Raw genomic sequence first — 15,099 nt, 5'->3', positions numbered from 1 at the left:
AAGGAACAGAACATGAGCATTCCATCCTTCGGCCTCGGCACCTTCCGCCTCACCGGCCAGACCGTCATCGATTCGGTCAAGGCAGCCCTGGAACTGGGCTATCGGGTCATCGACACCGCACAGATCTACAACAACGAAGCTGAAGTCGGCCAGGCCATCGCCGAAAGCGGCGTGCCGCGCAGCGAGCTGTTCATTACCACCAAGATCTGGGTAGCCAACTACGCGGCCGACAAACTGATCCCCAGCCTGCGCGAAAGCCTGCAGAAACTGCGTACCGAGCATGTCGACCTGCTGCTGATCCACTGGCCAGCCCCAGGCAACGGCGTTGAGCTGCCTGAGTACATGGCCGCCCTGGCCGAAGCCAAGGCGCTGGGCCTGACCCGCCAGATCGGGGTGTCCAACTTCAACATCGAGCTGACTCGCCAGGCCATCGACGTGGTCGGCAAAGGCGAGATCGCCACCAACCAGATCGAGCTCAGCCCGTACCTGCAGAACGGCAAGCTGGCTGCATTCCTCAAGGAACAGGGCATCACCGTCACCTCCTACATGACGCTGGCCTACGGCAAGGTCCTGAAAGACCCGATACTGGCCGACATCGCCGCCAGGCACAAGGCCACGGTCGCCCAGGTTGCCCTGGCCTGGGCCCTGCAGCAGGGCTACGCAGTGATCCCGTCGTCGACCAAGCGCGAGAACCTGGCCAGCAACCTGCTCGCCCAGAGCCTCAGGCTGGACGCCGAAGACATGGCCCGGATTGCCGGGCTGGAACGCAATGGCCGCGAAGTCAGCCCCGACGGCCTGGCCCCGGCCTGGGATTGATCGCCATGACCTCTCAAGCCATGAAAAGCGGCCGGGTACTCTTCGCCCTGGCCATCGGCGCCTTCGGCATCGGCACCACCGAGTTCACCCCGATGGGCCTGCTGCCAGTGATCGCCCAGGGCGTCGAGGTGAGCATCCCCAGCGCCGGCATGCTGATCACCGCCTATGCCATTGGCGTGATGGTCGGCGCCCCGGTCATGACGTTACTGTTCAGCCGTTTCGGCAAGCGCGCAGCGCTGATGTCGCTGATGGCCATCTTCACCTTGGGCAACCTGCTGTCGTCACTGGCACCGGACTATTACACCCTGCTCGCCTCACGGCTGGTGACCAGCCTCAACCACGGCGCGTTCTTCGGCCTTGGCGCGGTGGTGGCAGCCAGCGTGGTGCCCAAGGAGAAACAGGCCAGTGCCGTGGCGACCATGTTCATGGGCCTGACCATTGCCAACATCGGTGGCGTACCAGCGGCCACCTGGGTCGGCCAGCAGGTCGGCTGGCGCATGGCCTTCGCCGGCACCGCCGCACTGGGCCTGCTGGCCATGGCCGCGCTGTGGTTCGCCCTGCCCAAGGGTGAGCGCGGCAGCGTGCCACATGTGCGCAAGGAGCTGGCGGTCATCGCCCGCCCCAGCGTGTTGCTGGCGATGGCCACCACGGTGCTTGGCGCCGGCGCCATGTTCACCTTGTATACCTACGTCGCCCCGGTACTGGCCGAACTGACCGGCGCTTCGGACAGCTTCGTCACCCTCGGCCTGGTGCTGATCGGTGTGGGCTTCACCCTGGGCAACAGCCTGGGCGGACGCCTGGCCGACTGGTCGCTGGACGGTGCAGCGCGGATCTTCCTCGCAGCGCTGGCAGCCATCATGCTGCTGATGCCGCTGGTGCTGGGCAGCCATGTCGGCGCCGCCCTGATCTTGCTGGTGTGGGGCATGTTCACCTTTGCCGTGGTGCCACCGCTGCAGATGCGGGTGATGATCGCCGCCATCGAGGCGCCGGGGCTGGCGTCGTCGATCAACGTCGGTGCGTTCAACCTGGGTAACGCCCTGGGCGCTGCGCTGGGTGGTGCGGTGATCAGCCTGAACCTGGGCTATGCGGCGGTGCCAATGGCCGGGGGCGTGCTCGCGGCAGCCGGGCTGCTGCTGGTTTGGCTGGGCGGGCGGCGCAAGGCCGTCGAAAACACCGCTGCCGACGCGGCCTGAATGCGACCACCTGCAGAAGCGGACTGTGCCTGGCCTGGCAGCCGGGCATTGTTCCAGGTAATGCAATTATGAAGTGCCAGGCACATCCATTCTCTGGCCACGCAGCGGCGGCTAAGCTCCTTACCAGCCAATCGAACCGAGGAGTAGCCCATGTCCCGCCCACCCCTGCCGCCCTTCACCCACGCAAGCGCCATCGAAAAGGTCCGCCTGGCCGAGGATGGCTGGAACAGCCGCGACGCGGCCAAGGTCGCGCTTGCCTATACCGTCGACACCGTGTGGCGCAACCGCGTCGAGTTCCCCCGCGGCCGCGCCGAGGTCGAAGCCTTCCTGACGCGCAAATGGAACCGCGAGCTGGAGTACCGCCTGATCAAGGAGCTGTGGGCCTTCACCGGTAACCGCATTGCCGTGCGTTATGCCTACGAGTACCACGACGACAGCGGCCAGTGGTACCGCGCCTATGGCAATGAAAACTGGGAATTCGCCGACGACGGGCTGATGCAGAACCGCCATTCGAGCATCAACGAACAGCCCATCAGCGAAGCCGAGCGCAAGTTCCGCTGGCCGCTGGGCCGGCGCCCGGATGACCACCCCGGGCTGAGCGAACTGGGGCTCTGATCAGCCTGTCGGCAGCGTGACCCTGAGATCCAGGCCACCCCCCGGGCGGTTGCCCAAGGTCACGCTGCCACCCTGCTCCTTGCGGCGCTGGATGGTTTGCCAGGGGCGGTGAAGGAAGAGCAGTGGATTATGCAATGTCCGAAATGCGACAGTGGCTGCCTGTTCGGCGTGAGACAGGCAACCGCGGCGCTGGCTACCCTTCTCTGGCAATGCCTTGCTCCCTTTCGACAGAAGAACTTCGCCCATGACGACTACCTCCGCCTCCATGGCCGCCACCACGCCTGCCGACCCACCTCAAGGCTTTCTGGTCCGCATCGTCGGCGCTGCCGCATTCGCCCATCTGCTCAACGACCTGATCCAGGCCGTGCTGCCATCGATCTACCCGATGCTCAAGAGCGACTTCGCCCTGAGCTTCGCCCAGGTTGGCTGGATCGCCCTGGTCTACCAGGTGACCGCCTCGCTGCTGCAACCCTGGGTCGGCCTGTACACCGACAAACACCCGCAACCCTACCTGCTGCCGGCCGGCATGCTGATCACCTTGGGGGGCATCGCCCTGCTCGCCTGCGCCGGCAGCTACGTCATGCTGCTGGTGGCCGCCGCCGTGGTCGGCGTGGGCTCGGCCACCTTCCACCCGGAAGCCTCACGGGTGGCCAGGATGGCTTCTGGCGGGCGCTTCGGCACCGCGCAATCGACCTTCCAGGTGGGCGGCAACACCGGCTCGGCCCTTGGCCCGCTGCTGACTGCTGCCATCGTCATCCCACATGGCCAGCCCGCCATCGCCTGGTTCATGCTGGCAGCTGCGATGGCGGTGTGGGTGCTGTGGCGGGTGACCGGCTGGACCATGAGCCACGGCCAGACCCGGCTCAAGACCTTCGCCGGCCAGCAGCCGCCAGGCCTGACCCGAGGCGCCATGTGGCGCGCCGTTGGGGTAATCGCTGTGCTGATGTTCGCCAAGTTCGTCTACATCGCTTCGTTCACCAACTACTTCACCTTCTACCTGATCGACCATTTCGGCCTGAGCGTGCAGCACAGCCAGCTGTACCTGTTCGTGTTCCTCGCGGCGGTGGCGCTGGGCACCTTCGCCGGCGGCCCGGTAGGTGACCGGATCGGGCGCAAGGCAGTGATCTGGGTCTCGTTCCTTGGCGTGGCCCCCTTCGCCCTCGCCCTGCCCCATGCCAACCTGGCCTGGACGGCGGTCCTCGCGGTGCTGATCGGCCTGGTGATGTCATCGGCCTTCGCCGCCCTGGTGGTGTATGCCCAGGAGGCCGTGCCGGGCCGGGTCGGCATGGTGTCGGGGGTGATGTTCGGCTTGATGTTCGGCATCAGCGGCATCGGTGCCGCCGGGCTCGGCGAGCTGGCCGACCGGCATGGCATCGAGTGGGTGTACCAGGCCATCGCGTTCCTGCCGCTGCTGGGGCTGGCCACTGCGCTGCTGCCGGCAACCCGCTCGCAAGCCCGCCCCGCCCGCTGCTGTTAAAGTGGCCGGGCCGGGCAGCCTGAACACGAGGTAGCAATGCTCAAACCGCAGCAGGAATTGCTGGTGGAGGTCGATGAATGGACCTGGGAAGTGGGTAGCCGCGCAACCGACTACCCGACCGACTGGTTCATCGAGCCGCACAGCCATGCCAAGCATCAGCTGATCTATGCCATCAAAGGCCTGATGATCGTCGAATCCGGCAATGAACGCTGGACCGTGCCACCCAGCCGCGGGGTGTGGATGCCCTGCGGCCAGGTGCACGCGATACGCTGCGTGGGCGAGGTGAAGATGCGCAGTGTGTTCGTGCGCACCGACACTGCCGTTCAGCTGCCCGGGCAGAGCAAGGCGATCAGCATTTCGCCGTTGCTCAGCGAACTGATCAAGGCCTCGGTGGGTTTCGCGGCGCCGTTTGCCGATGACTCGCGCGAAGGCCGGGTGATGCGCCTGATCCTCGATGAGATCTGCGTGCTGCCCACCCTGCCGCTGAAGCTGGCGCAGCCCGGCGACAGGCGCCTGCGGGCGATTTGCGCGGCATTGCACGAGCGCCCTGACGATAACGCCACCCTGGCCGACTGGGGCGTGCAACTGGGGGTGGACGAAAAGACCATCCAGCGCCTGTTCCGCAAGGAAACCGGCATGACCTTCGGTCAGTGGCGCCAGCAGGCGCGGCTGATGCAGGCGCTGGAACGGATCGCCCTGGGCGAGCGGATCATCGATGTCGCGGTGGCGCTGGGGTATGACAGTCCAAGCGCCTTCGCCAGCATGTTCAAGCGCCAGTTCGGCACCACGCCCAGCCAGTTCTTCAAATGACCTGCAAAACAAACATTGCATGATCTCACGCAGCAACCCGGTCATGGCGTGTACAGTAGGCTCACAACAAAGCCCAGAAGGAGCCCGGCACATGACCGCAACGCTGTCCCCCCTGCAGATCGACTGCGATTTCGACTCCGGCAACATTCAGGTACTGGATGCCAGCAACCCGGCCCAGGTGCACCTGGCCATTCGCCCCGACACCCACAGCGGCCACTACCAGTGGTTCCACTTCAAGGTCAGCGGGCTGACGCCAGGCCAGGTCCACCGCTTCAGCCTCGACAACGCCTCCGGCTCGTCCTACAAGAATGCCTGGAGCGGTTACAACGCCGTGGCCTCCTACGACCAGCAAAACTGGTTCCGCGTACCCAGCCAGTACGACGGCACGGCGCTGTCGTTCGAGGTAACCGCCGAACAGCCGCAGATCTGGTTCGCTTACTTCGAGCCCTACTCGCGCGCCCGCCACAACCAGTTGATCGAACGTGCCCGGCAACTGCCAGGGGTCGAGTTGCTGGCCAGCGGCCGCAGCGTCCAGGGCCGCGACATTCCACTGCTGCGTGCCGGTGATGGCGCCGCAGGCAAGCGCAAGCTGTGGCTGATTGCCCAACAGCACCCGGGCGAACACATGGCCGAATGGTTCATGGAAGGGGTGATCGACCGCCTGCAGGCCGACGACGCGGTGATTCGCCAATTGCTGGTCAAGGCCGACCTGTACCTGATCCCCAACATGAACCCCGACGGTGCCTTCCTCGGCCACCTGCGCACCAACTTCAAGGGCAAGGACCTCAACCGCGCCTGGCAGGACGCCAGTGTCGAGTTCAGCCCCGAGGTGTTCTTCGCCCAGGCACAGATGAAGCAGTACGGGGTGGATGCGTTCATCGACGTGCATGGCGACGAAGAGATTCCCCATGTGTTCACTGCGGCCTGCGAAGGCAACCCAGGCTATACCCCGCGACTGGCGCAGCTGGAAGCGCAGTTCCGCAGCACCCTGTGCAGCCTGACCCGTGACTTCCAGACCGTACATGGGTATACCCGCGACGAGCCGGGGCAGGCCAACACGACACTGGCCTGCAATGCCGTGGGGATGGTCCATGACTGCCTGTCGCTGACCCTGGAAATGCCGTTCAAGGACCACGACGACGCGCCCGACCCGGTCACCGGGTGGTCGGGGGCACGCTCGAAGGCACTGGCCGGGGCAGTGCTGGAGACCCTGGCACAGATGGTGGACGATTTGCGTTGAGCCCTGCCTGACCTCGGTTGCTGTCGGCGCAACTGGGAGCGGGCATGCCTGCTCCTGAAGCTGGAAGTACGTGGGGTGCTTCAGAACTGTACGTCCAGGATCACACTGTCGGCGTAGCTGCCCGCCGGCGGTGTCGCCTGGTCGGTGTAGACCCTGGCGTTGTAGTTGAACACCTGGCTACCGGTGCCGGTACCCGCACCGGGGTTCACATCGGCATCGGCGCTGGCCCGCCGCGCGGCCCCCACCGAACCCCAGCGCTGCGCCCCAGCGCTCTTGAAGATATCGTAGGCGAGGTAGTTGTTCGCCGCTGACTTCATGCGCCGCCGCCCGCCGGCCACGTTCTTGCCATCGTCCAGGCCAACGGTGTAATCACTGCCCTTGGTGCACGACACACTGAGGTTCTGGCTGACCGTACCGAACCCCGCCACCACCGGTGCACTGGCGAAACTGATGTCAGGCGTGGTGATCTGGCAGTCATTGGTCACTGTCAGGCTCACCGTCAGGGTCTTGCTGCCGCTGCCAGTGTCCCGGCCTATGCAAAGCCCGCCAAGCCCGATCCCCTCGCAATAATCCCAGGCCCATTCGACGTTGAGGGTTTCCTGATAGGCCCCTGCGGCAACGTTGCTGCCCACCTGCGTGCGCATGTAGAGCGGCACATTCCTGGGGGTACCGTTGAGCAGGCCCAGCAGATCGAGGATGCCGGTGGAGCGGTATTCGAAGGGGCTGCCACGGGTGATCGGATAGCTGGTGGTGGCGTCGGCATACAGCGTGTAGGGGATGACATCCCCGGTCGGCCCCACCAGGCCGCTGGTGGTGGCAGTGATCTTGATCTTGAACGAGTCAGTGCTACTGAGCACGCTGAGCACCGAACCGCTGCACTGCAGGCCCGAATTGGTACTGGAGGCCATCTGCACCGTGCTGCGTACCTGAGTCGAGTTCAGCGAGCCGAATGCTGCTGGCGCGGTCACCACGGAAGTGCACTTGGCCCAGGCCGTACCCGCGCCCAAGCACAAGGCACCGGCCAGCAATCCGCGCCAGCAGCCCATCACTTGCATTCCAACGGGCCGATCAGGGGGATCGAGCCTTGCGCTTCAGGCAGGTCGAACGCTACCCGGCACTGCCCGCCGCCGGCCAGCTCCACCTGCAGGCTGTTGTGCGGCGCCAGGTTTTCCAGGTACACCAGGCCATCCCATCCGACGACGGCCTGGCTGCCAGTTTCGACATGGGTGACGTGGCTGCCCAGCGTTAGCACCTGCCGATTGGCGTCCACCAGTTCGACGCTGGCCGCCAGCACGCGCCGCAGCGGGAACTCCAGCAGGTAGCCGCTGCCACGGCGCACCGCCACGCGCTGCTCCACTTCCGTGGCAAGGATATCCGGCGGCAAATCCATCGGGTCGATTTCGTACTTGCCGCGGTAGTAACCGCTGCTGTACGGCACCAGCAGATGGCCCCCGGCATCGGTACGGCCGACTTCCTGGTTTTCATAGCGTACCGGCACATCGGCGTAACCATCGGTGCTGACCAGCACGAAGGCATCGTCGATGCGGTTGGCGGCGAACAGCCCCGCATCCATCCACACCAGCGATCCGCTGGCATCGGCCCAACGGGTCATCTCGCCCGAGCTGCCATACACACCTGCCTGCAACTGCACCGACTGCAAGCGCCAGGTGACATCGGCCTGGCGGTAGGCATCGCGCTCGCTACCGGCGGCATAGCCCAGGTTGTAACCGACACCGCCACCAACGGGCACCGCGCGGCTGTAGTTCACGCGCTGCAGGCGCTCGCCCTGCTGGCTGCGCTCCAGGGCCATGGCCAGGGTGCCGTGCAGGTCGAACGGTATCACCAACTGCGCCTGTACCGCCCACTGGCTGTCCCCCAGTTCGCGGTTGGCCGACAGGTACAGGCTGCTGCTGCCCCACATTGGCTTGCTGTAGCTGAAGTTGAGCAGCCGGGTACGGGTGCCGTCGCCAGCCCGCACGTCGAAGTAGCCAGCACCGATGTTGCCGTACTGGTTCAGGTTCAGGCTGAACGTGACCTGTTCGCTGCGCTGGCTCAGTTGCAGGTCCTGGCTGTCGACACGGGTCAGGTCGGCGTAGCTGCCGTAACGTTGCAGGCGCTGGTAGCTGAAGCCGATGCGCTGGCTGTTGTACTGGTAGCCGAGGGCGACCTGATGCCCGTTGTCACCCTCGAACTGGCTTTGCGCCAGGGCCGCGTTGAGTACACCCAGGTTGCCCAGGCGCATGTTGCCGCCCAGCCCGCCCAGCATCAGCGATTCGGCGCTCTCGGCATGGCTTTCCAACGTGAAGCTGTCGCTGACCCCGTAGCGCAGGCTGGCCGAGGCAACCCCGGGGCCGTAGGCGAAATCGCGCACGCCGTAATCCCGGCGCAGGCTACCGGCAGACATCGAATAGTCCACCAGGCCTTTTTGCAGCAGGCTGCTGGTGACATAGAACGGCAAGGTGGTCGACACCTGCCGGCCAAGCGCATCGGTGGTGACCACTACGGCCTCCCCGGCACCATTGATGAACGGCACGTTGGTCAAGGTGTAGGGGCCAGGTTGCAGCTCGCTGGTGCTGGCCTTGTAGCCATTGATGAACAGGTCGAGCGAGGTCGGTACCGCCGCTTCGCCAGCGAACGCCGGCAACGGATAGGTGACCAGGTCGGGGCGTATCGCGAAGTCGCGAGACAAGCGCAAGCCGCCCACCCGCACCGAACTGCTCCAGGGCAAGGCGCCGGTCACCAGGTCACCGGCTTCGTAAGTCAACAGGCGCTGCTCGTCGGTGAAGCGCCAGCTGGTGTCGTAACGCAAGAAGCCCTGGTGCGTCTCGCCGCTCGGCGCACCGTTGAACGCCTGGCGCCACTGCCCGGTGCTGGAGAACGTGCCCCAGCTGTCGAACAGGCGCAGCTCATTCCAGGCCGCCAGGTAGCTGCCAGCATCATCGCTGTCGTTGAGGTACAGGTCGTAGTTGAACAAGGCGCCGAAGCTGCTGCGCGCCTCGGTCGCCGAGTACAGGTTGCGCTCGCCCACCTGCTGGTCGGGCAGCCAGGCGGGCGGTACCTGTAGGTGCAGCCGCTGGTTCTGGCTGTCGTAGTCGGCGTGCAACCCCGCGATGGCGTCCAGGGCCAGTTCACCCTGAGGGTTGCCTGGCAGCGAGACACCGGCCGTGCGCAACACCTCGCTGTTCAGATAAAGCCGCCCGGCGCGCTGCTGCACCGCCACCAATTCAGTCTTGGGCATCTGGTTCACCAGCAACTCGAGGTACAGCGTGGCATCGGCGATGGCGGCAACTTCCGTGGGTGGCGGCGGCAGCTCTTCGGCCAGCACCAGGCCGGAGCCGAGCATGGCCAGCCGCAGGCACCAGCGGGGCACCATCGTCAGCCACCTCACACACGGATTCCTGCCATTGCCGGGTCCCCCCTGGCCCACAAGCGGCATTCAGGCGCTGGCTCATTGGCCCTGGCGGATGGCGTCCGCGCTGCTCTGGCCGTTCACCCGCCCTTTCAACTCGCTGCCCGCATGCACAGCCAGCGGCGCCGGCCAGCGCATGCTGGCCCCCGGCAGTACATAGCCCAGCAGGCCCTCGGCCAGGGCCTTGCTCTGGCTCCCCTGCTGCACCACCACATCGGTCAGGCGTGCGTGCACCGGGCCGGTATTGCGCAGTTCCACATAGGGCTTGCCCTGCACCGTCACCGCACGCCAACTGAGTTGCGGCTTGCCCATGCCCTCGGCAGTGCGTTTGCCCTCAGGGTCGGCCCTGCCCCACAGTCCTTCGCCATAGACGAACAGCGGTACCGAATAACGCATCTGCAGGCGGATTGCTGCCGTGGTGCCAGGCTCGGCCTTGTCGACCGGGATGGCCGGCGGGATTTCGTCAATGATGATGCGGTAGGCCTGCTCCTGGCCGACTGGCGAGGGCGCGGTGCGGGTCAGGCGGATCAGTTGCCTCTGCCCGGGCGCGATGTTGGCCACTGGCGGGCTGCCGATGATCTCGCGCTGCGCCTGGAACTGCTCCTGATAGTCAGCCTGGCGCCAGGCGAACACCCGCACCTGGAGGTTGGCCGCCGTGGTACCGCGGTTTTCCAGCCACAGCGCGCCGGCTTTCTGGTCAGCTTCCAGGACCGGATCGATCGGCCAGATCAACACCGAGGTGGCCGCCCCTGCCGGCAGGCTCGCCAGCCACAACGCTGCTATCCACCCACGCCACCACCCCCGCGCCCACTTCGCGCCTGCCCCCATGAATCTCTCCTTGATACTGGTTTGATGTCGCTGTGTTCACCAGCTCACCGTCACTTGCACCACGTCGGTGTAGGTCCCGGCCGGCAGCGTACCGGTCAGCTGGACCCGTCCGTACACCGGCAGCTTGATCGCCGTCGGGTCGCTGTAGCTCACGGCCACGCTCTGGCCGATTCCCAGGTTCTGGCTGTAGGCGGCATCCTGGTACAGCTGGTATGCCAGCACCTGGGTGCCACCGCTGCGCTTTAGGTTGCGCGTGCCGCCGGCACTGTTCTGCCCACCATCCACGCTCATGTTCAAGGTGACCCCCGGGGTGCACTGGAAGGTCACCGTGGAGCCGCCCAGCGAGGTGCCGAGAACCCCGCTGGCCAGGGCCGACTGTGAGCCATAGTCAAGCGTTCCGTAGTTGCTGACACCCCCCACCACCAGGCACCCGGCGACGATCTGCGCAGTCACCGCAAAGCTGCTGGTGGTCGCCGCATCCAGCGGCGCGGCCAGCAGCACGCCAAGGCAGGTCAGCCCACCCGCCAGCCAGCTGCGCATGGCTCAGAACGACAACTCGACAGATACCGTGTCGGTGTACACCCCTGCCGGCAGGCCCGCCTTGCCTCGCGCCTGGCCGTACAGGTTGACGGTCTGGGCCTCGCCGGAGCTGGTCGGCAAGGTGATGGTGCCGTCGATGGCCAGCAGTTGCGAGTGCCCGGCATCAGTGTAGAAGTCGTACGGCACGTAATGGCCGGCGCCATCGGCCAGGGCACGCGTACCCCCGGTCGACTGGCCGTCGTTGAGGCCAGCCCGCACCCGGATCACCGGTATCGTACCGGCCGAACACAGCACGCTCATCGCCCCCCCGCCACCGCCCATTACCTGGGCGCCGGCGGTGGTGAACAGGGCATCCTGCGTGCCGAAATTCAAGCTACCGAAGTTCATGCCCGAGGTGCCCGAGCTGCCATTGACCTGGCATGCCGCGGTCAGGGTCAGCGTCGAGTTGATGGTCCCGGTCGTGGCGGCATGGGCCTGGAAGGCCAGCGCCAGGCCCAGACTGGCAAGGATGTAGCATGAAAGGTTCGATCGCATCGGGGCGTCTCCTAAGCGTTGTTACCAGTCCAGGGTCACTCTCAGGGTGTCACGGTACAGCCCGGCCGGCAGGGCGCGCGGATGCGCCACCACCACACCGTAGATAGGGATAGGCACCTGGCGGGTGCCGCTGATGGTGAAGGCACGCGCCTGGCCGATGCCGTAGCGGCTGTTGCCACCCGGGTCGATGGCCAGTTGATAGGGAATCAGTTCGCGGCCGTTGCTCAGCCGTCGTATGCCATCGCCGCCATTCAGGCCGCCGTTGATGCGCACGTTGAACGCCCGAACCCCAGGGGTGCAGCTGATCTGCAGGCTACCCTGGCCGCTCAGGTCATCGACCTGGCTGCGCAGCGGCTGGTCCCAGCCAAGGCCCCGCTCGCCGAAATCCAGCACGCCGGGGTTGCCCACCACGGTCGCTTGCGTGCCGTTGCTGCTGACCTGGCAGGCTGCGCTGATCACCAGGCGCGCCTGGATGAAGCCGGTGCTGGTACCATGCGCCGCACCGCTGGTGACCAGCAATGGGCCCAGGGCAAGTAGCAGGATCGAGGTTCGGTGCATGGCCGTCGAGTTCCTGTGCATGGCGGCAGCCCTACCAGGTGAGGGTGATTTTGAGCAGGTCGGCATACCTGCCTGCCTGCGGTACCCAGGCCAGCTTGTCGATGCGTGCGTACAACGGCAGCTCGGCCGAGCCGCTGTCCGGCACCCGCGCCGAATGCGCCACATTCACTGCCAACGGTTCGCGCCAGGCAGCATCGCGGTACAGCCGGTAGGGGATGGGCCGCGCCTTGTCATCGTCGCTGGCCAGAAAACGCAGCTCGCCGATACCGCCATGCTGGCCACCGTCGACGCGTACCTGATACGGGGTTTGCGGATTGCATTCCAGGCGTGGCGGGCGCTGGCTCAGCAACACACCGCTGAGCGGCGCTCCAGGGCCGTCGAGGCGGGCAGCCGCGCCCAGGTCGACAAGCCCCAGCGCCTGGGCGCCGGCGTCGCGCGGTTGGCCGACCAGCATGCAGCCGCGCTGCACCAGCACGCGTACCTCCACCAGGAAGTCCGTCGCCGTGGCACCGGTGCTCACCATCAGGCCCAACAGCGCGGGCAGGAAACGCTCCGTCACCTTGATCATCCTTGTCGATGTGTGCAGACCTGAGCGTAGCAGCGCGTTGACATCATGGCGGTGGCATACAGCCACTTTTTTTTGTGTTAGCAACAAAGCGATAGGGCCACGATAAAAACAGCGGGCCTGATGCAGAACCCTCCGCCACTTCAGGCCTCCAATGCTCAAGGCCGGCACGTGTGTCGATAATCTGTTAGGGTAAACCACTCTCATCCTGCACCAGGCATACGGTACGCATGGACAGACATGACAGGAGCGTTTCATCGATGACTGCAGATAGCACGCTCACCCAGGCCCTTGAACGCTGTGCCCAAGAGCCGATTCAGCTACCTGGCAGCATCCAGCCTCAAGGGTTTCTGCTGGTGCTGGACGAAGCCGATCTGCGCGTGCTTCAAGCCAGTGAAAATGTCGAGCAATGGCTGGGCATACCCGCCCGGGAAATGACCGGTTGCAGCTTCGCCGAGCTGGTCAGCGGTGAATTCGACCTGCGCCTGCACTTGGCCCGCCTGCCCGAGGACGAGGTGTTTCCGTTCCATATCGGTGACGTGCAACTGCGCCAGGGCGCACCGTACAGCGACAAACTGCACCTGCTGACACACCGTCATGACCAGGTGCTGATCGCCGAATTCGAGCCCCCGCGGCTGCCGGCGGACCTTGCCGGGCAGGGCGATTACTACCCGCTGGTGCGCAGCTTCGTCGGCCGCCTGCACCAGGCCAGCAGCCTTGAAGAACTGCTGAAGCAAACCGTGCTGCAACTCAAGCGCATTACCGGTTTTGGCAGGGTCAAGGCCTACCGTTTCGACGCCGAAGGCAACGGCCAGGTGCTGGCCGAAGTCGCCGACCCGGGCTACCCCAGCTATCTGGGGCTGTGCTTCCCGGCTGCCGATATTCCACGCCAGGCGCGCGAGCTGTACCGGGTCAACCGCATCCGCGTGATCGAGGACGCCCACTACCAGCCCTCGCCGCTGCTGCCTGCTGCCAACCCGCGCACCGGCAAGCCACTGGACCTGAGCTTTGCCGCGCTGCGCAGCGTTTCGCCGGTACACCTGCAATACATGCGCAACATGGGCACCCTGGCCTCGATGTCGCTGTCGATCGTGGTCGATGGGCAATTGTGGGGGCTTATTTCCTGCCACCACCAGCAACCGCGCCCGGTGGACCTGCGCACCCGCACGGCCTGCGAGCTGCTGGCCAGCGTGCTGTCGTTGCAGATCGAGTCGCGCGAATCCCACGCCAAGACACGCCAGCTGCTGGAACTGCGCCAGCACATCGTGCGCATGATTTCATCGATGGCCGACCATGACAGCGTCAGCGACGGCCTGCGCGACCTGCCTGACGTTCTGCTGGCGTTCGCGGGCGCTCAGGGGGCTGCGGTCATTTCGGCCGAACGTTGCGACCTGATCGGCAAGACCCCGCCCGCCGGGCAAGTCACTGCACTGGTGCACTGGCTGACGCAACGGGGCGAGGAAACTGTCTTCCACAGCGACAACCTGCAGCGCGACATCGACGAACTGCCCGAGCTCGCGGCTCATGCGGGCGGCGTGCTGGCAGTGGCGATTTCACAGATCCACTCGCATTACTTGTTGTGGTTCCGCCCCGAGCAGGTGCGCACTGTGAACTGGGCCGGGCAACCGACCAAGCAGGTCGGGCCACAGGGCAACCTCGATCCGCGCCACAGTTTCGAGCGCTGGCAGGAACAGCTACGCGGCTACTGCGAGCCTTGGCACCCGCTGCTCCTCGAAGCTGTATTGGAGCTGCGCACCGCCGTGCTCGGCATCGTCCTGCGCAAGGCCGAGGAACTGGCGCAACTGGCCAGCGAACTGCGCCGTTCGAACAAGGAGCTCGAAGCCTTCTCCTATAGCGTGTCACACGACCTGCGGGCGCCCTTGCGGCATATTGCCGGCTACACCGAACTGCTCGGTGAAATCGAAGAGCAGAGCCTGAGCGAGCGTGGCAAGCGCTTCCTGCAACACATCGGCGAGGCCGCACACTTTGCCGGCAGCCTGGTCGATAACCTGCTCAACTTCTCGCAGATGGGCCGCTCCGCCCTACGCCTGTCGGACGTCGACCTCAACGCGCTGGTCGAAGCCGTTCGTAGCGAGCTGGCACCCGACTACGAAGGGCGCGAAATCGTCTGGGACATCGCCCCGTTGCCCAAGGTGATCGGTGACCCGGCCTTCATCAACCTGGCCTTGCACAACCTGCTGGCCAACGCCATCAAGTACACGCGTGGCCGCACCCCGGCGCGCATCGGCATCAGCGCCGTGCAGCACCCGGACGAAATCGAGGTGTGCATTCGCGACAACGGTGTAGGCTTCGACATGGCCTACGCCAACAAGCTGTTCGGCGTGTTCCAGCGCCTGCACCGCATGGAAGATTTCGAAGGCACCGGCATCGGCCTGGCGAGCGTACGGCGCATCATCGAACGCCACGACGGCCGGGTCTGGGCCCACGGCAAGGTCGACCAGGGCGCCACCTTCCACTTCACCCTCCCGCGTCACCCCGCGACCACCTGAGGCA

General features: G+C 65.5%; 14 protein-coding genes. 7 read left to right on the top strand and 7 right to left on the bottom strand.

The features are described 5' to 3' along the window. The first annotated feature begins 12 nt into the window (after positions 1–12). From dkgB to QSV36_RS12440, 6 genes are all read left to right on the top strand, one after another. Positions 13–816 (top strand): 2,5-didehydrogluconate reductase DkgB, encoded by an 804-nt coding sequence (gene dkgB / locus QSV36_RS12465; protein ID WP_289131930.1) that lies wholly within the window; start codon positions 13–15, stop codon positions 814–816. Between the two features lie 5 nt (positions 817–821). Then, complete coding sequence (locus QSV36_RS12460) at positions 822–2,009, top strand: MFS transporter (RefSeq protein ID WP_289131928.1); 1,188 nt, start codon at positions 822–824, stop codon at positions 2,007–2,009. 150 nt (positions 2,010–2,159) lie between these two features. After that, on the top strand, positions 2,160–2,624 hold the full coding sequence (locus QSV36_RS12455) for a nuclear transport factor 2 family protein (protein ID WP_289131926.1): 465 nt from the start codon (positions 2,160–2,162) through the stop codon (positions 2,622–2,624). 244 nt (positions 2,625–2,868) lie between these two features. After that, positions 2,869–4,101 carry an MFS transporter gene (locus QSV36_RS12450; RefSeq protein WP_289131924.1) on the top strand — a complete coding sequence of 411 codons (1,233 nt, stop codon included), beginning with the start codon at positions 2,869–2,871 and terminating at the stop codon, positions 4,099–4,101. A gap of 36 nt (positions 4,102–4,137) precedes the next feature. Continuing rightward, positions 4,138–4,911 carry an AraC family transcriptional regulator gene (locus QSV36_RS12445; RefSeq protein ID WP_289131923.1) on the top strand — a complete coding sequence of 258 codons (774 nt, stop codon included), beginning with the start codon at positions 4,138–4,140 and terminating at the stop codon, positions 4,909–4,911. A 91-nt stretch (positions 4,912–5,002) separates the two neighbouring features. Then, the gene (locus QSV36_RS12440) at positions 5,003–6,151 is read left to right on the top strand and encodes a M14 family metallopeptidase (protein ID WP_289131922.1); all 1,149 of its coding nucleotides are present in this window, start codon (positions 5,003–5,005) and stop codon (positions 6,149–6,151) included. 80 nt (positions 6,152–6,231) lie between these two features. Here the strand turns inward: QSV36_RS12440 and QSV36_RS12435 are convergent, their stop codons facing one another. The 7 genes from QSV36_RS12435 to QSV36_RS12405 all read right to left on the bottom strand — a co-directional run bounded on the left by QSV36_RS12435 (position 6,232) and on the right by QSV36_RS12405 (position 12,579). After that, a complete protein-coding gene (locus tag QSV36_RS12435; RefSeq protein ID WP_289131921.1) occupies positions 6,232–7,197 on the bottom strand; it encodes a Csu type fimbrial protein in 966 nt (321 codons plus the stop codon). After that, complete coding sequence (locus QSV36_RS12430; RefSeq protein ID WP_289132091.1) at positions 7,197–9,494, bottom strand: fimbria/pilus outer membrane usher protein; 2,298 nt, start codon at positions 9,492–9,494, stop codon at positions 7,197–7,199. The genes QSV36_RS12435 and QSV36_RS12430 overlap by 1 nt, the downstream gene beginning before the upstream one ends. 105 nt (positions 9,495–9,599) lie before the next feature. Then, complete coding sequence (locus QSV36_RS12425; RefSeq protein ID WP_289131919.1) at positions 9,600–10,388, bottom strand: fimbrial biogenesis chaperone; 789 nt, start codon at positions 10,386–10,388, stop codon at positions 9,600–9,602. A gap of 36 nt (positions 10,389–10,424) precedes the next feature. Next, entirely contained in the window at positions 10,425–10,928 is a 504-nt protein-coding gene (locus QSV36_RS12420) for a Csu type fimbrial protein (RefSeq protein ID WP_289131918.1), read from the bottom strand. Between the two features lie 3 nt (positions 10,929–10,931). After that, complete coding sequence (locus QSV36_RS12415) at positions 10,932–11,462, bottom strand: Csu type fimbrial protein (RefSeq protein ID WP_289131917.1); 531 nt, start codon at positions 11,460–11,462, stop codon at positions 10,932–10,934. A 21-nt stretch (positions 11,463–11,483) separates the two neighbouring features. Further along, positions 11,484–12,020 (bottom strand): Csu type fimbrial protein, encoded by a 537-nt coding sequence (locus QSV36_RS12410; protein WP_289131916.1) that lies wholly within the window; start codon positions 12,018–12,020, stop codon positions 11,484–11,486. A gap of 31 nt (positions 12,021–12,051) precedes the next feature. Beyond that, complete coding sequence (locus QSV36_RS12405; RefSeq protein ID WP_289131913.1) at positions 12,052–12,579, bottom strand: Csu type fimbrial protein; 528 nt, start codon at positions 12,577–12,579, stop codon at positions 12,052–12,054. 266 nt (positions 12,580–12,845) lie between these two features. On the opposite strand from QSV36_RS12405, the gene QSV36_RS12400 reads away from it, so the two are divergent. Then, positions 12,846–15,095: an ATP-binding protein gene (locus QSV36_RS12400; protein ID WP_289131911.1), complete on the top strand. Its 2,250-nt coding sequence runs from the start codon at positions 12,846–12,848 to the stop codon at positions 15,093–15,095. The last annotated feature ends 4 nt before the right edge of the window (positions 15,096–15,099 follow it).

The sequence above is a fragment of the Pseudomonas sp. BCRC 81390 genome, from assembly GCF_030341915.1.
Lineage (GTDB): Bacteria > Pseudomonadota > Gammaproteobacteria > Pseudomonadales > Pseudomonadaceae > Aquipseudomonas.
Note: the sequence above shows the minus strand (reverse complement) of the source record. Positions and strands in the feature narration are given on the sequence as shown.